Source organism: Klebsiella michiganensis (genome assembly GCF_002925905.1).
Lineage (GTDB): Bacteria > Pseudomonadota > Gammaproteobacteria > Enterobacterales > Enterobacteriaceae > Klebsiella > Klebsiella michiganensis.
The window spans coordinates 193,478-215,924 of record NZ_PRDB01000010.1 but is presented as its reverse complement, the minus strand read 5'-3'; the positions used below and the strand labels follow the sequence as shown (position 1 = coordinate 215,924).

At 53.6% G+C, this 22,447-nt stretch carries 18 protein-coding genes, 1 tRNA gene and 1 pseudogene; 9 read left to right on the top strand and 11 right to left on the bottom strand.

Annotated features, from left to right (window positions below; translation table 11 throughout):
• Nucleotides 1–307: 307 nt before the first annotated feature.
• The 4 genes from dtpD to cadC form a co-directional block, all read right to left on the bottom strand.
• Nucleotides 308–1,783 carry a dipeptide permease DtpD gene (gene dtpD / locus CDA56_RS20700; RefSeq protein ID WP_025107112.1) on the bottom strand — a complete coding sequence of 492 codons (1,476 nt, stop codon included), beginning with the start codon at nucleotides 1,781–1,783 and terminating at the stop codon, nucleotides 308–310.
• Between the two features lie 59 nt (nucleotides 1,784–1,842).
• Complete coding sequence (gene cadA / locus CDA56_RS20695; RefSeq protein ID WP_009652676.1) at nucleotides 1,843–3,990, bottom strand: lysine decarboxylase CadA; 2,148 nt, start codon at nucleotides 3,988–3,990, stop codon at nucleotides 1,843–1,845.
• 81 nt (nucleotides 3,991–4,071) lie between these two features.
• Complete coding sequence (cadB, locus tag CDA56_RS20690; RefSeq protein WP_103814653.1) at nucleotides 4,072–5,409, bottom strand: cadaverine/lysine antiporter; 1,338 nt, start codon at nucleotides 5,407–5,409, stop codon at nucleotides 4,072–4,074.
• A 364-nt stretch (nucleotides 5,410–5,773) separates the two neighbouring features.
• Entirely contained in the window at nucleotides 5,774–7,306 is a 1,533-nt protein-coding gene (gene cadC / locus CDA56_RS20680) for a lysine decarboxylation/transport transcriptional activator CadC (protein ID WP_103814655.1), read from the bottom strand.
• 352 nt (nucleotides 7,307–7,658) lie between these two features.
• Here cadC and CDA56_RS20675 point away from each other — a divergent pair, with 352 nt between their 5' ends.
• Nucleotides 7,659–8,525: a GNAT family N-acetyltransferase gene (locus tag CDA56_RS20675; protein ID WP_025107114.1), complete on the top strand. Its 867-nt coding sequence runs from the start codon at nucleotides 7,659–7,661 to the stop codon at nucleotides 8,523–8,525.
• 37 nt (nucleotides 8,526–8,562) lie between these two features.
• On the opposite strand, the gene CDA56_RS20670 is transcribed toward CDA56_RS20675, so the two are convergent.
• A complete protein-coding gene (locus CDA56_RS20670) occupies nucleotides 8,563–9,438 on the bottom strand; it encodes a LysR substrate-binding domain-containing protein (protein ID WP_103814657.1) in 876 nt (291 codons plus the stop codon).
• A 137-nt stretch (nucleotides 9,439–9,575) separates the two neighbouring features.
• Here CDA56_RS20670 and CDA56_RS20665 point away from each other — a divergent pair, with 137 nt between their 5' ends.
• The 3 genes from CDA56_RS20665 to CDA56_RS20655 all read left to right on the top strand — a co-directional run bounded on the left by CDA56_RS20665 (nucleotide 9,576) and on the right by CDA56_RS20655 (nucleotide 13,116).
• Entirely contained in the window at nucleotides 9,576–10,118 is a 543-nt protein-coding gene (locus CDA56_RS20665) for a sugar ABC transporter (RefSeq protein WP_103814659.1), read from the top strand.
• A 9-nt stretch (nucleotides 10,119–10,127) separates the two neighbouring features.
• Nucleotides 10,128–10,955, top strand: coding sequence for an MBL fold metallo-hydrolase (locus CDA56_RS20660; RefSeq protein ID WP_103814661.1), 828 nt, complete (start codon nucleotides 10,128–10,130; stop codon nucleotides 10,953–10,955).
• 184 nt (nucleotides 10,956–11,139) lie between these two features.
• On the top strand, nucleotides 11,140–13,116 hold the full coding sequence (locus tag CDA56_RS20655; RefSeq protein WP_048261493.1) for a glycosyl hydrolase family 28 protein: 1,977 nt from the start codon (nucleotides 11,140–11,142) through the stop codon (nucleotides 13,114–13,116).
• A 161-nt stretch (nucleotides 13,117–13,277) separates the two neighbouring features.
• On the opposite strand, the gene CDA56_RS20650 is transcribed toward CDA56_RS20655, so the two are convergent.
• Both CDA56_RS20650 and CDA56_RS20645 read right to left on the bottom strand, forming a co-directional pair.
• Entirely contained in the window at nucleotides 13,278–13,991 is a 714-nt protein-coding gene (locus CDA56_RS20650; RefSeq protein ID WP_025107119.1) for an MgtC/SapB family protein, read from the bottom strand.
• A 31-nt stretch (nucleotides 13,992–14,022) separates the two neighbouring features.
• Nucleotides 14,023–14,751, bottom strand: a pseudogene (locus tag CDA56_RS20645) (MFS transporter); the annotation flags it as partial.
• A gap of 63 nt (nucleotides 14,752–14,814) precedes the next feature.
• On the opposite strand from CDA56_RS20645, the gene CDA56_RS20640 reads away from it, so the two are divergent.
• Both CDA56_RS20640 and CDA56_RS31560 read left to right on the top strand, forming a co-directional pair.
• The gene (locus tag CDA56_RS20640; RefSeq protein ID WP_000019441.1) at nucleotides 14,815–15,795 is read left to right on the top strand and encodes an IS5-like element ISKpn26 family transposase; all 981 of its coding nucleotides are present in this window, start codon (nucleotides 14,815–14,817) and stop codon (nucleotides 15,793–15,795) included.
• Entirely contained in the window at nucleotides 15,777–15,998 is a 222-nt protein-coding gene (locus CDA56_RS31560) for a hypothetical protein (protein WP_133163268.1), read from the top strand. The genes CDA56_RS20640 and CDA56_RS31560 overlap by 19 nt, the downstream gene beginning before the upstream one ends.
• Here CDA56_RS31560 and CDA56_RS20630 read toward each other — a convergent pair.
• Nucleotides 15,896–16,699, bottom strand: a complete 804-nt coding sequence (locus tag CDA56_RS20630; protein ID WP_103815096.1) for an MBL fold metallo-hydrolase — start codon at nucleotides 16,697–16,699, stop codon at nucleotides 15,896–15,898. The genes CDA56_RS31560 and CDA56_RS20630 overlap by 103 nt on opposite strands.
• 333 nt (nucleotides 16,700–17,032) lie before the next feature.
• Here CDA56_RS20630 and CDA56_RS20625 point away from each other — a divergent pair, with 333 nt between their 5' ends.
• On the top strand, nucleotides 17,033–19,207 hold the full coding sequence (locus CDA56_RS20625; RefSeq protein WP_104011395.1) for an extracellular solute-binding protein: 2,175 nt from the start codon (nucleotides 17,033–17,035) through the stop codon (nucleotides 19,205–19,207).
• 115 nt (nucleotides 19,208–19,322) lie between these two features.
• On the opposite strand, the gene CDA56_RS20620 is transcribed toward CDA56_RS20625, so the two are convergent.
• From CDA56_RS20620 to CDA56_RS20610, 3 genes are all read right to left on the bottom strand, one after another.
• Complete coding sequence (locus CDA56_RS20620; protein ID WP_071846135.1) at nucleotides 19,323–19,619, bottom strand: hypothetical protein; 297 nt, start codon at nucleotides 19,617–19,619, stop codon at nucleotides 19,323–19,325.
• Nucleotides 19,620–19,829: 210 nt separating this feature from the next.
• The gene (locus CDA56_RS20615) at nucleotides 19,830–20,312 is read right to left on the bottom strand and encodes a hypothetical protein (RefSeq protein WP_025107123.1); all 483 of its coding nucleotides are present in this window, start codon (nucleotides 20,310–20,312) and stop codon (nucleotides 19,830–19,832) included.
• Between the two features lie 428 nt (nucleotides 20,313–20,740).
• Nucleotides 20,741–20,817 (bottom strand) — tRNA-Arg (locus CDA56_RS20610).
• A 340-nt stretch (nucleotides 20,818–21,157) separates the two neighbouring features.
• Here CDA56_RS20610 and folD point away from each other — a divergent pair.
• Together folD and ybcJ are read left to right on the top strand one after the other, a co-directional pair.
• Complete coding sequence (gene folD, locus CDA56_RS20605; protein WP_025107124.1) at nucleotides 21,158–22,024, top strand: bifunctional methylenetetrahydrofolate dehydrogenase/methenyltetrahydrofolate cyclohydrolase FolD; 867 nt, start codon at nucleotides 21,158–21,160, stop codon at nucleotides 22,022–22,024.
• A gap of 1 nt (nucleotide 22,025) precedes the next feature.
• Complete coding sequence (gene ybcJ, locus CDA56_RS20600) at nucleotides 22,026–22,238, top strand: ribosome-associated protein YbcJ (protein ID WP_025107125.1); 213 nt, start codon at nucleotides 22,026–22,028, stop codon at nucleotides 22,236–22,238.
• Nucleotides 22,239–22,447 lie beyond the last annotated feature (209 nt).

Sequence of the window (22,447 nt, the reverse complement as noted above, 5' to 3'; positions counted from 1 at the left end):
TCGATAATTGAACCAGGTCACTCTCCAGCGCGGCCTGTTCCGGCGTCGACGCCAAAGAACAATCTTAAGGAGCCTGGCTTCAATTCCGGCTGATTTCGCTCAGCCATCGCTTCAGTAACAGTTTTTTATCTTCGGCTTCCGCGCCTGCCAGAATATCCTCCTCCTGTTCAGTAAACGGTGCAAGGAGCGGCTTGTCGCTCCACTGTTGGGGTTACCGATCCCCGGCTCGCGGCGTAAACGCCTTAGCCGGGCTACCAGGCAGCACGATTTTGTAGCCCCGGTAAGCCGGACCTGTCGCCAGACGGGGCTAGGCGCCGCCGCCGGGAAGTTCACCGGCGGCCGCGCGGCGTTTGCCGACGCTAAACGCGGCGGCGAAGGCGACGACGACAATCACCGCCACGCAGCCCAGCGTCCATTCGCCCATCTGGGCAAAGAAGTGTTGATACGCGGCAATCGCCGTATCGCTGATCTGCGACTCGGTGGTCTGCTGCGCCACCACTCCCGCCAGCCAGTTGGCTACCGCGCCGGTCGCCAGCATATAAATCCCGGTCAGCACCCCAGTGACGCCGGGCATATTGAGGCGGGTGATCTGCGCCATCGCTACCGGGTCGATAAACAGTTCGGCAAAGCCCATCAGCGCCAGGCCGGCCACCATCATGCCCATTGATGCCTGCCCTTCCGCCGCGCCGTGGCGCGCATTAAGCGCCAGCAGCATAAAGCCGCAGCCCATCAGCACCAGGCCAAAGGCGAACTTCAGCCACACGCGCAGCGCCGAGCGGGTCGCACCTTCCGGCCGCATCAGCCACGCCAGCACGACGCCAGCCGCCATCACCGCCACGGCGTTAACCGACTGGAACAGCGCGGTCGGCACCTCAATATTCAGCAGATGACGGTTAACAAAGTGGTCGATGAACAGGCTGATCGAACTCCCGCCCTGCTGCGCCAGAACCCAGAACAGAGTCCCGGTCAGCATCAGCAGAACGATTTGCCACAGCGCGCGGCGATGCTCCGGCGATTTGACCATAATGCGCGCTACCATCTGGGCGGCGAACACGCACACGATCGCCAGCAGGTAGCCGGACCAGTTATTCTCCAGCAGCAGCGTGAAAAACACCGGCGCAACGCAGAGCATCACCACCAGCCAGCCCCAGGTCGGCAGCACAAACTTTACCGCCCGCAGCGCCTGTTTATCGACGCCGCGCGCGTGGCGGAAGTAGCGGCTACCGCTGAGGAAAATCATCAGGCCGACAAACATGCCGATTCCCGCCAGCGCAAAGCCGATATGCCAGCCGTACCACTGCGCCGCCAGCCCACAGGCGATAGGCGCGGCGATGGAGCCGACGTTACCGGCGGCGTACAGCAGCGAAAAACCGCCGTCGCGGCGAGGGTCGTCAACGGCATAGAGCTCGCCCAGCAGGCAGCTGATGTTGGATTTGAACAGGCCGTAGCCGCAGATAATGATCGCCAGCGCGAGGTACAGGCTCCAGGTGGAATCGGATTCCACGCCCAGCACCACGTGGCCAAGCGTCATTAACAGCGCGCCGGCAATCACCGCCGTGCGGTTGCCGAGCAGGCGGTCGGCAAGCCAGCCGCCGAGAATAGGAGTGACGTACACGAGGGAAGCGTAAGCGCTGAACAGGCTGATAGCGTGGCTGTCATCAAAGCCGAGCTGATGGGTGAGGTAGAGGATGAGTAAGGCACGCATGCCGTAAAAGCTGAAATATTCCCAGATTTGGATCGCAACGATGTAATAAATCGCGCGCGGCTGTGAGGGTGTTTTCATGTGTTCTCCTTGCAGCGTGAAAAAGGGAAGTGGCAAGTCACTTCCCTGTTGTGCATCGATTATTTGTTATTTTCTTCTTTCAGCACTTTAACGGTGTAACGACCATCCGCCTGACGATAGGCGCCGTGGATATCGGTTTCGAAGCCCGGATAGTGGGCGCCGATTTCGCACAGCATCTGCAGGAATTCCAGCACCGGACGGCTCTCTTCGGTGATCATTTCACCCGGCATGACCAGCGGCACTCCCGGAGGATACGGCAGGATCATATTGGCGTTGACGCGGCCCACCATCTCTTCGAGATACACCTCTTCGGTCTGACCGTGCAGCTCTTTCTGGAACGCGGCGTACGGCGTGATCATCATGGTCGGCAGCACTTCGAACGCGCGGAACATCAGGTCCGGCAGGTTGTGGTGCTCAATCAGTTTGTGAATGTTCTGCGCCAGTTCCTGAACGCGCATGTTTTCGTAGAATTCCGGATCTTCACGATACAGCGACGGCAGCATGTTTTTCACCCGCAGGTTCAGGTCGAACGCGCGTTTGAAATCGGTCAGCGCACGCAGCAGGCTCAGCGCTTTGGTTTTGTCGATACCGATACTGAACAGGAACAGCAGGTTGTACGGACCGGTTTTTTCGACCACGATACCGTGCTCGTCGAGATACTTCGCCACGATGCTCGCCGGAATACCGAACTCATCCATGGTGCCGTCTTTCTTCATCCCCGGAGTCAGCAGCGTGACTTTAATCGGGTCGAGATACATGTGCTCGTTATCGATGTTTTTGAAACCGTGCCACGCGCTGTCGGAGCGCAGCGGCCAGCATTCAGGACCATCGATATGTTCCGGCTGCCAGACGTCGAAGAACCAGCCGTCGGACTCGCCTTTCAGACGTTTAATCTCTTTACGGAACTTGATTGAACGTTCGATAGAGCCGTCAATCAGGCGCTTACCGGCGTTGCCTTTCATCATCGCCGCCGCGGTTTCCGTCGAGGCCACCACGCCGTAATGCGGAGAAGTGGTGGTGTGCATCATGTAGGCTTCGTTAAAGGTTTCTTCGTTCACGTCGCCTTTAACGTGAATCATCGAGGCCTGAGAGAACGCCGCCAGCAGTTTGTGCGTGGACTGGGTTTCGTAAATCACTTTCCCTTCGACGCGGCCGCCGCTCATCCCGCATTTGCCTTCATAAATCGGCGAGAAGTTGGTGTAAGGCACCCACGCGGAGTCAAAGTGGATGGATTTCACATCCAGGGTTTTCTTGATGTAGTCCGTGTTGTACAGCAGACCGTCATAGGTGGAGTTGGTGATAACCGCGTGCACCGGCCAGGTCGCGTTCGGGGTTTCTTTCACGCGCTTCGCGATGGTCGCATGCTGGAATTCGCTCTGCGGGATACCGCCGAGGATACCGTAGGCGTTGCGGGTCGGGCGGAAGTAGATTGGCGTAATGTCGCTCATCATCATCAGATGGGTCAGCGATTTATGGCAGTTACGGTCAATCAGCACGGTGCTACCGGCCGGGGCGGAATACATGCCGACAATTTTGTTGGCGGTAGAGGTCCCGTTGGTCACCATGTAGCTGCGTTCCGCGTTGAAGACGCGGGCGATGTACTCTTCCGCTTCTTTGTGCGGGCCGCTGTGGTCCAGCAGAGAACCGAGTTCAGAAACCGAAATCGAGATATCGGATTTCATGGTATTGGAACCAAAGAAATCGTAGAAGATGCTGCCGACCGGGCTTTTCTGGAACGCGGTACCGCCCATATGGCCTGGGGTACAGAAGGTGTATTTGCCTTCACGCACGTATTTAAACAGCGCTTTGGTCAGCGGCGGCAGAATGGTGTCGATATACTCGTCGGTATTCTGTTTGATTTTGTTGGCAATATCTTCCGCTGCGCCCAGCGCATATTCGAAGAAGCGAACCTGCATCCGCAGATCGTTGAGGCTCACGTCCAGCGTTGAGTAAGTGTTCGCAAAGGCGTACAGCGGCATGTATTCGTTCATTTTGCTGATGTCTTCGCACAGTTCGAGATTGTATTTATCCCAGTCGAAGATCACGCCGCACAGACGCGCATTGTTTTCGATAAGTTTTAATAAGTCTTCACGGTCGTTCGGGTAGACAATACGGAAGTCCAGGCGTTCGAGGGCGCGATGCAGTTCACGGATGGGTTCTTCTTTGAAGTAGACACCCATGTGATTCATGATTGCGATAACGTTCATAGTCAAATCTCCAGATAAAGAAAGCCCCTCCCGCCACGTCGTGACAGGTGATGGAAGGAGCCTCAGGAATAGGGTTGCTGATTAATGCGCGCTGGCGGTGCTGCTATCAGCGGAGTTGTCGTTGTTCTGGCGCTGGTGCATTTTGCGACCGTAGAACATCAGGATAATCAGGCTGACGATAAAGGTACCGGCCAGTTCGAAGGAGCTTGCCCCCATCAGGGCGATGAAGCAGAACGCGCAGCCGAGTACGGAGCAAATCAGGCTGACGAAGTTGCGTACATTGATGCCTTCGAAGCGAATCAGGTCAACGCAGGAGTAGAAGTAAGGCAGCATGGTCAGCAGTACCGCGATACCGGTCAGCTCACCGAACAGGTCAGACGCTTTGCCGCCGGTAGAGTTCATCAGGGTAATCAGCACCATCAGCGCGGTCATTTTCACCGCGGCCAGCAGCAGGCCTTTTTTCGGAATACCGTTGCTGTCGAGTTCGCCATACACTTTCGGGAAGTTACCGTCATTGGCGGCACGTACGCCGGCCTGACCCACCAGCATCATCCACGAACCCAGCGAAGTCAGGCAGGCAAAGGCGGTGAAGGCGGAAACCATCGGCGCAGCCCAGCCGCCGAGAATGGTGGAGGCGCTCACTGCAAACGGCGCACCGGATGCGGCCATCTGAGAGGCAGGATACATACCCGCAATAACCTGGGTCGCGGCGATGTAGACGATACCGGCCATCGCGGTGCCCAGCATGGTGGCCAGCGGCACGGTGCGTTTCGGGTTTTTCACCATCCCGGTACTCACGGCGGCAGATTCTACCCCGACAAAGGCCCACAGGCAGAGCAGGATACTTTTGATTACCGCGTGGCTGTCAGTGGTGCTGGAGGTATTCCAGTTTGCCTGATAGGTTGCGGCATCAAACCAGTGCCAGCCGACCACCGCGGTCATGACCACCGGAATAAGTACCAGTACCAGGCCAATTGTTGTCAGGCGGCTCACCCAGGTCCCGCCGAGCATATTCACGAAGGTGAATATCCATACGATGGCGATACAGGCAATACCTGCCGGCACCGGGTTATTTAAAATTGTGAAGAATGTTGATAAATAAGAGACGGCGGTAATACCGATTGCCAGGTTACCGATCCAGTTGGCGTGATAATAAAGCACGCCGGTCTGGAAACCGAACGCTGGGGATATTTCACCGGCATAGGCAATTGGGCCACCCTGCTGCGGATTCTTGGTCGCCAGCCGGGCATAAACATAAGCCAGAGACATCGCGCCAATAATAGAAATCACCCAACCCCAGATGGCAATACCACCGATGCTAGCGAGGTTTGCAGGTAATAATGCAATACCGCTCCCCATCATATTACCGGCGACTACGCCGGTACAGGCAAATAGCCCGATCTTCTTGGCAGAACTCATGTTTGCTTTTCTCCTAAGTTTATTTGGGAGGTACAGATCATGATGATGAACCTTTTATTGACCCGACCAACTGCCAACAAGATTACGGATTAGTACGAGATAAGTCCTAAAGATAAAGTGAAATAACTGCAAACATCAGACAAATGATATTTTGACCTTTTTCGTGCAACATATCAGGATGACATGTTGATATCAGGAAAAGGTAAATTCAGATACTTTTCATTAGGTTATATGATCAATTTCGTGTTGAAAAAGTGTTGCGTGCGGGACCAGGGTGGTTATAAAAAATAACAACTCGGTGGCTCATGAGAAACATAATTTTAACCTCACCACGGCCAAAACCATGACCATGGTGAGGGTTTACTTATTCTGAAGCGAGGAAGTTATCAAGATACGGAACCACGCGGGTCACGGAGGTCTGGAATACGGCGTTTTCAATCCAGTAAAATGTATTCTCACCCGGGCGTAAATTAAACGCCGTCAGGTAGGCATCGGCAGCTTCCCGGTTCTGCCCTTTCATTTCGTAGACTTTGCCCAGCAGCACGTAATTCATCCACGACATTTCCAGATCAATCCCGGCATTAATCGCGTCATAGGCTTCATCCACTTTTCCTTTGCCCAGCATATCCACCGTTTTAATCTGATAAAATATTGCCATATCTTTAATCCCCGGCATATTACCCACCCGGGTTATTTCGCTGTACAGATCGGCGAGCTGTTTATCATCCAGCGGCTGCTGAGAATGGCGCAATACGTCAACCAGCGCTTTTTCCGCCCACGCATAGGTAAAGTCCGGCGACTGCTTATTCACGTCGGCAAGCAGGCTACTGGCTTTGCCCAGCGAATCAACGTCTCCGTTCATTAATAGCTGATGCGCCTGATAGAAATGGGTAAGCGCGATACTTTGCGACGGCTGATACTGCTTTAACATCTCCTGCATCCGCGCCGGCCACGGCTGCTTCAGCGCCTCAGAGAGGCTGCTCAGCAGGTCGTTCTGAATCGAAAGCTGGTTGTCGCTGGTGACAAAGTAACGCTTATCCATCATGGTCGAGCCGTCGGCGTTATCCACCACCTTCACCGACATGAAGCACTGCTGTGCGCGATAGTGCCGCTGGTTGACGAACTCAATGGTCAGGGTTTTACCGGAACTGCTCGGCTCATTGATGTTGTAGTTGGTTTTGTCGTGCACCATAAAGGTGGAGAAGGTGTTCAGCGAGGTGGTAATCAGGCTCCCCAGACCGATGGCATAGGAGTGCTGCGATGACCAGTTGTTGCAGGTGTTGCCGCTGAGCAGGTGAATATCGACATCACGCGGGTTAAGCAGCAGCCGGGTTTTCGTGACCGGCGGGCGCGACTGCAGGGTTGACAGGGCCACCAGCGCCACGCAGCTCGCGAGGGCCAGCAGGAACAGACCCCAGACGATAAACGTGCTCAGCCGCTTGCGTTTTTCCGGCTTCGCCACCGCTGTGCTGTCTGGCGCAGCCGCATCGGGCTGCGGGGAGGTCAACGGCGCGTCAAACCCGACCGTCGTCGTTTCTGCGGGGATAACCGGCGTCGGCTCCTCCCCCTCTTCGGTACACCAGATCACCGGCACCGTCAGCTTATAGCCGCGTTTGGGTACGGTAGCGATATATTCAAGGCTGCCATCGTCGCCATCTTTCAGCGACTTACGTAGCTCGGAAACGCTTTGCGTGACGACGTGACTGGTGACAACGTTGCGGGTCCAGACATTATCGATGAGCTCATCCCGACTGAGTACTTCGCCGGGATGACGGGCAAAGAAAACCAGAAGATCGATTAAGCGCGGTTCGAGAGTTAGCTGACGCCCCTTGCGGCTAATTTGGTTAACAGAGGGAGTAACCAGCCATTCTCCAACGCGAACAACAGGTTGTTGCATAAAAAAGAGCCCCAGGACGAAAAGGGAAAGGCGCGATGATACCACATTTACCCTACCTATTAATGATAGGGGTCATGACCATGAACGCAATATATTCCTCTTCGTTTTTGATGACTGGCAAACTTTCATTTGCTAAAGGCGTCTTTTGCCTGAGGGCGATGTTCCCTGGGGCGACAAAAGCGCGCCATTTTTAGCCCTATTTTCCCCGAATGTGTGACCTGAGCAAAGCTTAGGCGCGACAATCGTCGCCCATCCGTGGGGATATGCTATTTTTAGCTCGCCCGACAGAGATCGGACCGCCGAACAGATGGCCGAAAACAGTGCCTCACCCGCAGCGTAAGGAATGTCGACGATGAACTACAAATTAGATAAGCAAATTGTGCACAATGACGTGTTAAGAAATAGCTTCATTGATCTGGCGATTAAAACCTTCGATCTCTCCTTTAAAGAGTGGTATCGCAAAGGGTACTGGACCGACGCCTATATTCCCTACGCCCTGGTGAGCAACAATAAAGTGATTGCTAACGCCTCCGCCAATATTATCGATCTGATCTGGCAGGGCGAACCCCGCCGCTATATTCAAATCGGCACCGTGATGACCGATATCGATCATCGTGATAAGGGCCTGGCCGGGCAGCTCGTCAGGGAGATTCTGACGGACTGGCAGGATAAGGCCGACGCCTTTTTCCTGTTTGCTAACCCGACGACCGTTGATTTTTATCCGAAATTTGGCTTCGAGCGCACCGCCGAACATCAATATATTATGCCTGTAGTACCGGCAGCGGGCGACTTCCGCAAGCTCGATATGGACCAGCCGGAAGAGGTTGCGCGATTACAGCGGTACTATCAAAAATCGAATCCGTTTTCACAGCTGCGGGTACAGGATAACTTCGGTTTATTGATGTTCTACTGCTCCGCCTTTATGAAGCACTTCGTCTATTATTCCGACAAAAACCAGGCCATCGCGATTGCGATGCAAAACGGTCCGGCGCTGATCTGTTTTGATATTTTCTGCGACAGCGGACGCTCCCTGTCGGCCATTATTAACGAGCTCGCCGATGAAAATACGTACCAGGCTATCCTCGGCTTTACCCCCAAAGAGAATCGGACCGGCGAGTATGAAAAAATCGAAGGCGAAGATATTCTGTTTATCTACGGACAAAAAGAAAATATCTTCAAAGAGAATAAGCTGATGTTCCCGCTTTTATCCCACGCCTGAGGTTGCGCTTAACGCGTCTACGGCCCGCGACCGGGCCTTATTGCGCCAGTAACCACTGTTCAAACGCCTGTAGCGCCGATTCGTTGACGCCGTTTTCCAGCGGCCTCACCAGGCAAAAGCGCTTGCTCAGGCTGCGGGCCTGCGGCCAGGGCGCAGCCAGCGTCCCGTTTTCGAGCGCTTTTTCAACGTACACGTGCGGTACCAGCGCAACGCCCTGCCCGGCCAGCGCGGCGGCTATCGCCATCTCATGCAGATCGTAGCGCACCCCCTGCGCCGGATGATCCAGCGCAATCCCGCACTCTGCAGCATAGCGCTGCCAGGCGTCAGGATTCTGCCGTCGATGAATACGCGGCAGCGCGTTCAGCTGGCTGGCGAGATCTTCTCCCGTAAGTAGCCCGGCGTGGCATACCGGCACCAGTCTCTCTTCAAACAGAAACCGCAAGCGCATTCCTGCCCATGCGGGATGCTCGAAATGAACCGCCGCGTCAAAACCGCTGCCGGTGAGGATAAACGGGTCGGTTCTGACCGCGATATTCAGCGTGATATCCGGATTCCGGCGCTGAAAATCCCCCAGTCGGGGAATGAGCCAGCGGCTGGCAAAGGTCGGCGGCGCGGCGATTTCCAGGCTTCGGCTGCCGTCCGCAGCCCCCATCAGATACTGCGTATCTCGCTCAAGACGCTCCAGCGTCTCGCGGACATGGTGCGCATAGCGCGCGCCGTTGGGGTTCAGCCGCACCCGACTCCCCGTCCGCTCAAACAGCTTGCAGTTTAACAGCGATTCCAGGCGGGCGATTTGCCGACTGATCGCGCCTTCGGTAAGCGACAGCTCTTCCGCCGCGCGGGCAAAGTTACCGTGCCTGGCGGCAGCCTCAAAGGCCTGCAGCGAGGTACTGCTGGGGAGTTTTTTTCGCACGAACGCCGCCTCTGCTGAAGGTTTATCAATGACGAAATGTCATTGAGTGGTGAAATAATATCGTTTTATAGCGCTTAGTGCCCAACGTAGCATGATCAAACGTCAATAACATCATTCCATCATGCAGAGGGCAGCCCATGTTATATATCGTTGAGTGCAGCTACGCCGACCCGCAAAGCGAAGCCGGCTGGAACAGGTTTTACAGCGAGGACAAGCTGCCTGCGCTGGTGTCCGTCAGCGGATTCCGCGCCTCGCAGCGCTTCAGGGCGCTCTCCTCCGGCTGCCCGGTCTATCTTGCTATTCATACCATCGAGCATGGCGATACGCTCGCCAGTGAAGCGTATCGCCCGAAAGGCGGCGGCAGCTTTTCCCGCTGGCAGGCGCATATTCGCGACTGGCGGCGAAACCTGTATCGCTACGGCGGCGTCTTTCCTGCCGTCGCTGAGGGGGATGTATTGCTACTGAACCCCGAGCCGCTGGACGTCGTTGAGTCGGAACTGGGATATCCGCCGACAAACCTTTCGGCCGCCGGGCTGGATAACAACCCGCCGCAGCGCGTGGCGTACGTTCTGCCGCGCCGGGAGGCCATGCTGCTGGCGGGACGGGAAAACGTCTCGATGTATGAGCCCATGGCCGGTCAGTTGCAAAGCCCGACTGAAATACAGCCCCCATCACGCTAAGAGGTTGATATGCACAAACCCGCTTTTCTCTCCCGCCAGATTGGCGATTTTCAGGTGACGCCCCTCAGCGACGGCAGCATGGCCGCTGGCCTGGCGCTGCTGTCGGGTATTAATATCGACGATGCCGCAGACATTCAGCGCAGCGCGGGCGTCATTGACCCCGGCAATATCGACATTAGTGGCTATCTTATTCGCGGTCGGGGAAGAACGATTCTGGTCGACGCGGGTACGGGAGGCGGCGTGCTGGAAACCAGTCTGCGAGCGGCGGGGAGTGCGCCAGACGACGTGGATACTGTCCTGCTGACCCACGCTCACCCGGATCATATCGGCGGCCTGCTGGATGCCAACGGCGCGCCGCGCTATCGCCACGCCCGTCTTTATCTGCACCCTCTGGAAGCCGAATACTGGCAGGACGACGCCATGCTAAACCGGGCCAATGCGCGGGGGCAGCGCAACTTCACGCTCGCCCGCCGCACCCTGGACGCCTATTCCCGCAGCCTCGGTTTTCTGGATGAGCGCGAGGCCGTCGCGGGTATCCGCCCGCTATGGCTACCCGGGCACACGCCAGGCCATATTGGGTTTCGCATCGACGCCGCGGCGCAAAGCCTGCTGATTTGGGGCGACATCGTCCATTTTCCGCATATTCAGACCGCCCGACCCGCCGCCGCCGTTGCTTTTGATTGCGATCCCGCGCAGGCCAGAGCGACGCGGGAAGCGATCCTCGCCCAGGCCGTCAGCGAAAACCTGCTGATTGCCGGTATGCACCTTGGCGGGTCGGGATTTGCGCATATCGTACCGACCTCGCACGGCTATCGTATTCAATATTCCGCGCCGTAAAGAGAAAGCGGGCCGGAGGTTAACGCCCTGGCCGCCTTTTCTTATCCAACAACGCTTTATTTTTCACCTGCTGAAAGATTGAACTGACTCGCGTTTATTTTTTTCCATAAATATAAAATATCATTTTATTTTAAATGAATATGCATTTTGTTTTTTACAAGCGATATGACATTAAGGGAAATTTATGTGCAATACCTTTGGACCTTCACGCAGTATGCTGGCGCTGGCTATCGCGCTGGCTGGCCTCGCGGGCGGCTGTAATGACAGCGGCGCCCCACGCGACAATCAGCAGGATGCGCCCGCCTCCGCGCCGCAGAATGTCTTCGTTCCCGCGCTTTCTGCCGATGAAAATAGCCTGGTGCTGGTTTGGGAAAAGCCGGAATCAGAGACGCAGCAGGTGGTGGACTACGCGATTTACCGTCAGGGCGAGCGGCTGGGTCTGGCGCGCGAAAATCAAAACCATTTTTCACCGGCCAAACCCTATATTGATAACTTCTATCAGCGGGTCGCCAGCGACGGCTGGCAGCAGCCAATCGACTTGCGTACCTTTACGGTCACCCACCTGGAGCCGGATACGGAATACGCATTTACGGTACGTGCGGTCTACGCCAATGGCAAAGAGTCGCCGGATAGCGCGGTGATTAAAGCGCGGACCAGCAAAACGCCGCACATCATCGAAGCCAGAACCTTTGGCGCGAAGGGTGACGGCACAACGCTGAATACCCAGGCGCTGCAGCAGGCGATCGATAGCTGTACGGTCTCGTACTATCCTCAGGGCTGCAAGGTGGTGATTTCCGACGGCGAATTCAAAACCGGCGCGCTGTTTCTGCACAGCGATATGACCCTGGAGATTGCCGCTGGCGCCACCCTGCTGGGTTCGGACGATCCGGCCCAGTATCCGCTGGAAAAAGGCTATTACCTCTATCCCTACAGCGATCATCCGCAGCCCCGCCGCCCGCCGTCATTAATTAACGTGCTGGAAGCGGACGATAAGGGCGAGTCTCCGGCCGGAACGTTTCGCAATATTCGCATCGTCGGTCAAGGCACGATTGACGGCAACGGCTGGACCCGGGGCGTCAAAAGCGGCGGCGAGGCCACCATCATCGACGAAATGGGGAACGCGCTGCCGCAATACCGGGCCAGCAGTGCGGCAAAAGTCAGCGCGGACGGCATTCTGGCAAAGCATCAGACCGAAGCTGCTATTGCGGAAGGCATCGAAAGCAATAGCGCCTATAAAAATCGCCGCTCCAGCCTGATGACCCTGCGCGGTGTGCAGAACCTCTATCTTGCCGGGCTGACAATCCGCAACCCCGCGTTCCACGGGGTAATGGCGCTGGAGTCAAAAAATATCACCCTGAATGGGCTGGTCCACCAGACCTTTGACGGCAATAACGCCGACGGCGTCGAGTTCGGCAATAGCCAGAATGCGCTGGTCTTCAACAACTTCTTCGATACCGGAGATGATTGCGTCAATTTCGCCGCCGGGTTTGGTAAAGGCGCGGAAACTTTTCATCAACAGCCGCAAAGCGGGGCGTGGATCTTTAATAACTATTTCCGCAAAGGCCACGGCGCCGTGGTGACCGGTAGCCATACCGGCGCGTGGATCGAAAAAGTTCGCGCCGAGGATAACGTCATGTATATGACCGATGTCGGCCTGCGCATGAAAAGCCGCCCTTACTACGGCGGCGGCGTAAGGGATGTGCTGTTTCGCCATAATGCGATGAAAGATATCGCCAAAGAGCCGTTCGTTTTTACTATCAAATACAGCGCCGACGTGAATGATACGACCCCTGCCGACGAGCCCGCTCAGTTCCGCGACGTTCAGGTGCAGGACGTCACCGTCGATGGTACTTCGGCTAAGCACAGCATCCTGATTGACGGCATGACGGTAGCCGAAATGGCAGAATCATTTGGGCTGACCTATTCTCGCGATGCCTATCACCAGAATCTGCGTTTTTCCAACGTCAGCTTCCGTAACACCAAAGCGACCAGTATCTCCTTCCTGCACGACAGTCAGTTTGATGAGGTGACGTTCGCCAATACGCCGCAGGCCTGGGCTTTTTTCGCCGTTAATGACGTGACGCTCGCTGACAGCCTGCATCAGCAGAGCATCACCCGCGGAGAAAAGGACAAACTTATCCTTGAGGGGGCAATGAAGTAATGGCGTTCCCGGCGGCGTAAGGCGCCGGGTTTTATCAGCGCTTCTGGCCTCGACAGATATCTGTCGCTCAGTGGTCCAAAGTAAAGACGCAGGTCATAACCGGCGTATTCAGCGTTCCCCGGACGATATAATTCCATTACATCCCAAATGTGCTCGCCAGCTTAGTGTTCAAGAGCGAGCGCGCAGACATGATCAACATGAGACAGATCGTGGTATAAGTCAGGTAAGGTCATTTTCTGGCGAATAACCATTTTCAAATTAACCTCAATCTTTCCCTTTTTAAGATCTCTAATCGTAATATTCTCAATAATATTTTTTTGCTGATGAATACGGCTTATCAGCTTTTCAAGGGCCCCTCGTTCATCAAGAACCACCCGTACTTTCACTTTTCCGGGGAACTGATTTTTAGTTTGCAGGAATATAATGAACGGGCTTAATTTTATCGCCAATAAGAACAAACCCGTGGCGAAAAAAGCATGAAAATAAAAACCGGCGCCGCAGGTAATTCCAACCCCGGCAGATGCCCAGACAATGGCCGCCGTCGTCAGGCCTGAAATAGCATCGTCGTGTCGATGCAGAATCACTCCCGCCCCCAGAAAACCGACGCCGCTGATAATCTGGGCCGCCAGGCGCATCGGATCGCTACGAATGTTCATCGAAATTTCAGCATAGTATTCCGCCGACTGTATTGAAACGATGGTTAACACACAGCTGGCGACAGACAAAATGACGCAGGTTTTGAATCCGACAGGTTTCCCTTTCGATTCTCTTTCCAGACCAATGATGCCTCCCAGAATAAACGCAATGCTGATTTTGACGATGGTCAATAACGGAAACCATCCGTGATCGACGATCGTGGCGGCCAGATTATTCATATTATTACCTTAATGAAAGATCCGTTATCAATCAGGAATTCGCTTTCTTCAATGCGAGATCCGTTTTGCGTTTTGACAGATCGTCGCGGAAGAAAATCAGGAAGAAGACGCTCACTACCGCGGCCACACCGGCTGAAACTAACCAGAATGTTTCCCATTGCGGTAATGCTTCCGGCCCTTGCTCTGTCACGGTATTGTTAAAAATCTGCCCGCAAACGGTAGAAGCAAACAGCAGCCCGACGCCGTTGGAGACGATAAACCTCAAGCTTTGCGCCTGCGCTTTGATCTCTGGCGCGGCTTTGCGGTCGACATAAATATCGCCGACGGTAAAGAAAAAGTCCCAGCAGAATCCCTGTAACATCAGGCCAATCAGCACAAACATCATGTTGGCATCCAGCGAGGCATGAGCAAACAATAGCGTGCGGATGATCCAGCAAACGGCCCCCAGCATCAGCGTGATTTTAAAGCCGGCTTTTAGTAAGAAGAACGACAGCAGGAACATGAAAATCACTTCGCAGGCAATCCCGATCTGCATCATTGATGCGGCATTATCGAACCCCAGCGCTTTCAAAAAGACCGGAATATAGGCGGAATATGCGGTTTTGGGGATCATTAAGACAAAGATACTCAGCATCAGCACGCTGAAGCTACGATCTTTGAAGAGTGCCAGAGCATCGAGACATAACAGATCGCGCAGCGCAAAAGCGTTTCCTTTTGCTTTTGGCGGCGTATTCGGCAATGTGAAGCAATATAAGGGAAGGTGCGAACAAGTTCCTGATATGAGATCATCATATTCATCCGGAGCGCATCCCAGAGGGACATCATGAGCCATCAACTCACCTTCGCCGATAGTGAATTCAGCACTAAGCGCCGTCAGACCCGAAAAGAGATTTTCCTCTCCCGCATGGAGCAGATTCTGCCATGGCAGAATATGACCGCTGTCATCGAGCCGTTTTATCCCAAGGCGGGCAATGGCCGACGGCCCTATCCGCTGGAGACCATGCTGCGTATTCACTGCATGCAGCATTGGTACAACCTGAGCGACGGTGCCATGGAAGATGCCCTGTACGAAATCGCCTCCATGCGCCTGTTTGCCCGATTATCCCTGGATAGCGCCCTGCCGGATCGCACCACCATCATGAATTTCCGCCACCTGCTCGAGCAGCATCAACTGGCCCGTCAATTGTTCAAGACCATCAATCGCTGGCTGGCCGAAGCAGGCGTCATGATGACCCAAGGCACTTTGGTGGATGCCACCATCATTGAGGCACCCAGCTCTACCAAGAACAAAGAGCAGCAACGCGATCCGGAGATGCATCAGACCAAGAAAGGCAATCAGTGGCACTTTGGCATGAAGGCCCACATTGGTGTCGATGCCAAGAGTGGCCTGACCCACAGCCTAGTCACCACCGCGGCCAACGAGCATGACCTCAATCAGCTGGGTAATCTGCTTCATGGAGAGGAGCAATTTGTCTCAGCCGATGCCGGCTACCAAGGAGCGCCACAGCGCGAGGAGCTGGCCGAGGTGGATGTGGACTGGCTGATCGCCGAGCGTCCCGGCAAGGTAAAAACCTTGAAGCAGCATCCGCGCAAGAACAAAACGGCCATCAACATCGAATACATGAAAGCCAGCATCCGTGCCAAGGTGGAGCACCCGTTTCGCATCATCAAGCGGCAGTTCGGCTTCGTGAAAGCCAGATACAAGGGGCTGCTGAAAAACGATAACCAACTGGCGATGTTATTCACCCTGGCCAACCTGTTTCGGGTGGACCAAATGATACGTCAGTGGGAGAGATCTCAGTAAAAACCGGAAATAACGCCAGAAATGGTGGAAAAAATAGCCTAAATAGGCTGATTCGATGTGTTTGCGGGAAAAAAATCGGCCCAGATCCGCGAAATTTTAATCAGCGAGTCAGCTTGGGAAGAAATGACCTGCTTATTCGCACCTTCCCTAGCTCATCGTGCAGAAGACCGCCGCTGTGTGAAATATGCGAGACGACAAGCTGACTTGTTTTCTTCAGGCAGCCCAGTTCCGCCAGTCTGTCTCTGGCAGCGAACACCGTTTCCAGACTCATATGGTTATTGGTACGATTTTCTCCATTAAAGCCGTAGGTACACTCCAGAACGGCCAGATCGATTTTTTTTCCTTCCAGCCACTGCCAGGTGAGCTCAGGAAACCAGCCAGAGTCATGACCGTAAAATATTGACTGGCCCTCTTTTTCGATAAACCAGGTATAACAAAGCTCCCATTTAGCATGGTTAGCCAGCAGCGGAGTTATCCGATAACCACGGGTTTCTACGGTGACGAAGGGCACCAGGCAATGAAAGGCAAAGCGCTCTGCGCTATAGCCCGGCAAAACCTCTGCCGCACCGTTAATCGCACGATCGTTCCCAAAGATATTCAGCGGATGGGTAATCTCAAATCCGTAACCCTCCATTCGGCTGAAAAGATCGCCGACGTTGAAATGATCGGGATGAGTATGGGTAAACAGAAGCGACCTGATTTCAGTTGCGTCCATGCCGTCGCGCAGCAGCTGCTGGCTAAATTCCGGTGCGACGTCAATCAACAGTTCATCATCAATAATCGCGGAAGAGTGTGTACGAATGTCTTTTCCCTTACGTATACGGGCTTGCTGACAGTGCTCGCAGCGGCAAAACGGGTTAGGTATTCCTTCAGACGCTGCCGTTCCCAGAAAATGGATCTTCATGATTTCCTCTTATCACTAACAGGTTGCTGTTTTTATCATCAGAAATGTAATCAAAAGTAATTGGAACGTGTCAATTATGGTTCTGCCGTTTAACAGGAACAATGATCTTTTATCCCAGAAGTGATCACCTTCAAAAACTTATTTTATTTATGTTAAATTTCAACAAATTGCAATCTTTACTACATGGTTACTCGTCTCAAGCCGGAAAAGATTAATATTTTTAATGTCTATAAATCACACAAATTTATTTTGTAACGTTCAAATAACACCGGCAACGATAGTTTTCAGAGGTAGGCCGTGCTAGCATCAACGCATGAGGGTAAGGATTAAAATATGCCGACAATCAAAGACATAGCAAAGCTAGCCGGTGTGTCACACGGCACTGTCTCGAACGTACTTAATGGCAGAGGTAATGTCAGCGTTGAGAAGATTGAAGCGGTTCAACGAGCGGCTAAGGAAGTGGGCTATCAGTTAAATGCGCAGGCGCAATCGTTAAGAGCCAGTAAAAGCCAGGGGGTGGCGCTACTGCTGCCAGACATTAATGCGGAGCAGTATTACCAGCTTTACCGGGGCTTACATCAGGTCTGTCAGCCATCATTAAGCGAACCGCTGGATCTTTACCTGACCAACGATCTGCCCAGCCTGGAACTGGAGATTCTGCAAATGCTGGCGGCAAAATCTTACCAGACCATTGTTACCGTCAGCTGCCTGAGCAATAGCCAACCTTATTATGAAATGCTTAAGCTGCCCGCGGAACAGATCCTTTTTGCGTACCGGCAACCTGCCGGAGCTGACAACTATTTCAGCCTCGATTACGTCACTGCGGGTGAACACCTTGCGAGAAGAGCGCTCGCGCAGCGGCCGGGCCATATCGGTATCTTCTGCGAACCACTTGAATATGCTCATAGCGCATGTTTTATGCAGGCGATACAGGAGACCTGCCGGACAGTAAGTCCGCAGACTAAGCTCACCGTTTTATCCTCGCAGGCGGGCGAGTCTAACACCGTAGCGTTTGATTTTTTCCGCGGCGTTCCCCCCGATATTTTCATCACTCAGGATAGTGATAAAACGCGAGCCGTGACGCAGGCAGCCTGGTTTGGTAGCGTGCAGTCCTGTCCGCAGATACTGCAGTTGAGTGATAATCTTCCGGCAGCCTTCGACGGCGTCACAAACTACCAGATGGACTATGGTCGCCTGGGTACCGCCATCGCTTCCCATATTCGCCAGCCTAAAAAACAGGTAACGCATCGAATTCTGACAAATAGCGGATTTTCATTAGATGGCCAATCCGTCCAGCCGCCTGAGACTGAGGCGACGTTGAATATGTTAATTTTACCCAGCCCCTCAACCGATGCGCTGAAAAAGCTGTTACCTCACTTTTATCGTCAGACCGGTATCAAGGTAAATCTTGCGGTTTATCCTTATGATGAAGTGTTTGAAATTCTTTCCCATCTTCATCTGCATCCCTATTACGATCTCCTGCGCATCGATATGGCCTGTTTTCCCTGGTTTGCAGAAAAAGCGTTATTGCCGCTGGAGTCGATTTCCCCTGCGCTGCCGCAGCTGCTGACTCATTTTTCTGACCAGATTCAACAGCACTTCAGCATGGTGAATGGCACCGCGTGGGCCATCCCCTTTGATGCCAGTATGCAGCTCCTGTTTTACCGACGCGATCTCTTTGAAGATGCGACGATAAAACGGAAGTTCTACGAAACAACGGGCAAAGAGTTAACCCTACCCGAAAACTTTGCGCAATTTGATGAGTTAGCGGCTTTCTTCAGTCGCCAGCATCAGCCGGATAACAGGCTGCGCCCGATGGGCACGGCGGTGACCTTAGGCAGCTCAGGGCTTATCGCCACGGAATATCTGCTGCGTTACTACGCGCTCGGCGGACGTCTGGTTCGCGAAGGCGAACCAGTTCAACTGGAGACTTCGCTTGCCGCTACGGCGCTTGAACAATACCTGCAACAGCTCTCCGTCGCCGTGAATCTCTCAGGAGAATGGTGGAGTGACGCCGTTAAGCAGTTTGAGCGCGGCAACCTCGCCATGTTGATCATGTATCTCAATTTGTTCAACGACGTCGCGCATAGCCCTATCGCTCCCACTATCGGCTATGCTTCAGTCCCGGGACAGCTTCCACAGTTGGGAGGGGGATCCATTGGGATGTCCCGCTACAGCAAAAAGAAAAAGCAGGTTGAACAGTTCTTCAACTGGCTTTATTCCGATGAAATTGCGCGTCATCTGGTTCTGCTCGGAGGAAACTGCGCCTGGTCAGGGGTTTGTCACGATCAGAACGTCCTGAACCTCTATCCATGGTTTAATTTATTGAATGAAAAGGGCATGGTCGGGATAAGAGAGTCGCAGGGTACGCAGGGTAAGCCCTTCAACCTGCGCCAGGCAGAAATTATTATCGGCCAGGGCGTGACGAACGCGATAAATGGGATTATGGATGTCTCTCAGGCCGTGGAATACATTAACAGGCGAATAAAAAATGAAACCGGCGCCTGAGGCCAGGAAAACGAGCGTGCCTCTGCCCTTTTTCCAGAGAGTCTGCGTGTTGCTGGACTCTCTGAAACCAGGTTCCAGCGCAAACTATCGTTGAGTTTCCAGCGGAGATAAATATTTATATTTGTTGAGATTGACGCCAGCGTTTAATCATCTCTTGAGTGACTTCTTTCTTATAACAAACTGGCGCATAGCCTCCTGCTTTACTCCAGGCACTGCGCCTGCCGCAGGCACTGCCGTTTCTCGCCCGATTAAACGGACAAGCGCAAACGCCGGGGTAAGAAGCGATAGAAGCCTCAATAATTTGCTGCTTAACTTGATCATCAGTTAATTGCGGTGTTTTAGCAGCAGCAGCGCCGACGATAAAAGTGCACAGCAACACTAACACGGCGGTAACGGGTCGTTTAACGGCCATAATGATTGCTCTTGTGAGAGAGGACAACTCAAATTACGCGGCAGCAAGAAACAGCATATTGATCTTTCTCAATAGTGCCGAATATCTCTGAAAATATTTTTTGGTAACGTCACAAGAAATCGTTATACAGTCGATCTGCCTGCAGCTTGCACGCAGATCCTGTACTAAAAAGTGCCTCAAAGCCATGTGGGCTCGAATCTTATTCCGCGCCTATTCATGGCCTTTAGCTTGAATATATTCGCTAATCGTCATTTTCGAATCGCGAATCCGATCGGAAATTTTACGGAAGCTATCTTTCCATTCTGCAGGTAATTTTTTTATCTGAGCTATCTTACAAGCTACGCTATAAGGAGTGCGCCCAAGCTTTTCAGCCAGCCAGAAGAGATGCTCTCCTATCTCCTCCTCCGGAATAGGCTCTAATACTTCCCGTAGCATGGACTCATCATTATCATTCCAGGGTATGCCAGCGTTTGGAAACCGTGGATCGATAACCTTTTCTTTCTTTTCTCCACTCTTTTTTACCGACGAAGATTTTTGTGAAGACAGTATAGCAACACGTGCTTTCATCGCCCCGATGGCGGCAACAGCCCGGACCAAATCAAGGCGTTCCGTGCGTGTTAACAAATTTTCATCGCAAATTAAATCATTCAGCAAATCAATTGTTTCATTGAGATTATCTTCAGTTATATTCATATACTGTCCTTAGCGGCATGTTCCATGATTGAATGCTATAGCATCCTCATAGTTTCATATATTTCATCCGACCCGGAATATTATGTGATTCAATGGCGAATATACTAACTCAAATATTTTAGACTGTATCTGCCTATATTACTACGCATCCCTCAATCAACGAAAGACCTACTGCTGTAACCAACCGATGCAATTCGCCACCATTAATGAGTTGGTATTATCTCTCATTTGGCTCTGCCGTTCCTTTTATTGGTGGATTGAGGACGCCCCTATTCGCCTGAATGAAATAAGCCCGTAAAAGTCTTCTGCGCCGCCCTGATTCGTTTACACCTGCGTAGGCTTCGATAAAGCCAGTCATAGAAAAAGACTCATTCCAGGGAGTAAAAGGTAAGGGAAGAGGATTTGGCAGAGGATTCTTAACAAAAAAATGGTACGCCCTACAGGGTTCGAACCTGTGACCTACGGCTTAGAAGGCCGTTGCTCTATCCAGCTGAGCTAAGGGCGCATTGAGAAGCGAGCTTCATGATGTGCAATCGCCGGAATTATACGGTCCACGCCTGATGAGTCAATGTATTTTGCCGCGAAACTGCGCTTGCCTGTGCAGGCTGGCGGCTTATGCCGCAAAAGCAGTATAAAGTTTATCCAACCTTATGTTTCTGCACGTTAACCTTTCTTCGGCTCCCGGGCTCCTTTTTGCGCCATTCGCAGCGCGGTCAGGCCCGTTTTTCAGCCTCTGCAACGCCTAAGAAAGATAAAATCTTAAACGAAGACTGACAGCGGGGCTGGCTTCTGACAAAATATCGCCATCCCCCTTTCGTAAAGATACAGATGGAATCCTCTCTCTGATGGCAGCAAAAATTATTGACGGTAAAACGATTGCGCAGCAGGTACGCTCTGAGGTTGCGGAAAAAGTGAAGGCGCGCGTTGCGGCCGGATTTCGTGCTCCAGGGTTAGCCGTCGTGCTGGTCGGCAGCAACCCGGCATCGCAGATTTATGTCGGCAGCAAGCGCAAAGCGTGTGAAGAGGTAGGCTTCGTCTCCCGCTCGTACGATCTCCCGGAAACCACCAGCGAAGCGGATCTGCTGGAACTCATCGACACCCTGAATGCGGATAGCGCCATCGACGGCATTCTGGTCCAGCTGCCGCTGCCCGCCGGCATTGATAATGTCAAAGTGCTGGAGCGCATTTCGCCGGACAAAGACGTTGACGGTTTCCACCCGTATAACGTGGGCCGTCTGTGCCAGCGCGCGCCGCGTCTGCGTCCGTGCACGCCGCGTGGGATCGTCACGCTGCTTGAGCGTTACAACATTGATACCTACGGCCTGAACGCGGTGGTCATTGGCGCCTCCAATATTGTCGGACGCCCGATGAGCATGGAGCTGCTGCTGGCAGGCTGCACCACCACCGTCACCCACCGTTTTACCAAAAACCTGCGTCATCACGTCGAAAATGCCGACCTGCTGATCGTGGCTGTCGGTAAACCGGGCTTTATTCCGGGCGAATGGATTAAAGAAGGCGCGATCGTGATCGATGTCGGGATTAACCGCCTGGAAAGCGGCAAAGTGGTTGGCGATGTGGTCTATGAAGATGCCGCCGCGCGCGCGTCGTACATCACGCCGGTTCCCGGCGGCGTCGGCCCGATGACCGTAGCCACCCTCATTCAGAACACGCTGCAGGCGTGCGAAGAGTATCACGACATTCAGGAGGCCTGAGATGGCGAATTTTTCTTTAGGCAAACACCCGCACGTTGAACTGTGCGACCTGCTGAAGCTGGAAGGCTGGAGCGAAAGCGGCGCGCAGGCGAAAATCGCTATTGCCGACGGCCTGGTCAACGTTGACGGCGTGGTGGAAACCCGCAAGCGCTGCAAAATCGTCGCCGGTCAAACGGTGAGCTTTGAAGGTCAGAGCGTTACCGTTACCGAGTAAAACGTTCAGGCGCCGCAACCGGCGCCTGTCCCCCCACCCCGACAGATGATCTCTCGTTTTTCTGCACTTCAGTCAGCGCCGCCATCTTCCGATATCACGTCCTGTGTAGCACAGCCGCTCCCCTGGCTGCCTCCGGCAACCTGCACTTCCGCCTGATACCTCTTCTTCCCAACGAACGCTGCAGCCGCTGGCCGGGAACGTACGAAGGC

Coding starts and splice junctions, on each gene's coding strand:
- CDA56_RS20675 (WP_025107114.1), top strand. CDS start 7,659: ATGAACTACAAATTAGATAAGCAAATTGTGCACAATGACGTGTTAAGA.
- CDA56_RS20655 (WP_048261493.1), top strand. CDS start 11,140: ATGTGCAATACCTTTGGACCTTCACGCAGTATGCTGGCGCTGGCTATC.
- CDA56_RS20660 (WP_103814661.1), top strand. CDS start 10,128: ATGCACAAACCCGCTTTTCTCTCCCGCCAGATTGGCGATTTTCAGGTG.
- CDA56_RS20650 (WP_025107119.1), bottom strand. CDS start 13,991: ATGAATAATCTGGCCGCCACGATCGTCGATCACGGATGGTTTCCGTTA.
- cadA (WP_009652676.1), bottom strand. CDS start 3,990: ATGAACGTTATCGCAATCATGAATCACATGGGTGTCTACTTCAAAGAA.
- CDA56_RS20640 (WP_000019441.1), top strand. CDS start 14,815: ATGAGCCATCAACTCACCTTCGCCGATAGTGAATTCAGCACTAAGCGC.
- cadC (WP_103814655.1), bottom strand. CDS start 7,306: ATGCAACAACCTGTTGTTCGCGTTGGAGAATGGCTGGTTACTCCCTCT.
- CDA56_RS20630 (WP_103815096.1), bottom strand. CDS start 16,699: ATGAAGATCCATTTTCTGGGAACGGCAGCGTCTGAAGGAATACCTAAC.
- CDA56_RS20615 (WP_025107123.1), bottom strand. CDS start 20,312: ATGAATATAACTGAAGATAATCTCAATGAAACAATTGATTTGCTGAAT.
- ybcJ (WP_025107125.1), top strand. CDS start 22,026: ATGGCGAATTTTTCTTTAGGCAAACACCCGCACGTTGAACTGTGCGAC.
- CDA56_RS20625 (WP_104011395.1), top strand. CDS start 17,033: ATGCCGACAATCAAAGACATAGCAAAGCTAGCCGGTGTGTCACACGGC.
- dtpD (WP_025107112.1), bottom strand. CDS start 1,783: ATGAAAACACCCTCACAGCCGCGCGCGATTTATTACATCGTTGCGATC.
- folD (WP_025107124.1), top strand. CDS start 21,158: ATGGCAGCAAAAATTATTGACGGTAAAACGATTGCGCAGCAGGTACGC.
- CDA56_RS20620 (WP_071846135.1), bottom strand. CDS start 19,619: ATGGCCGTTAAACGACCCGTTACCGCCGTGTTAGTGTTGCTGTGCACT.
- CDA56_RS20665 (WP_103814659.1), top strand. CDS start 9,576: ATGTTATATATCGTTGAGTGCAGCTACGCCGACCCGCAAAGCGAAGCC.
- cadB (WP_103814653.1), bottom strand. CDS start 5,409: ATGAGTTCTGCCAAGAAGATCGGGCTATTTGCCTGTACCGGCGTAGTC.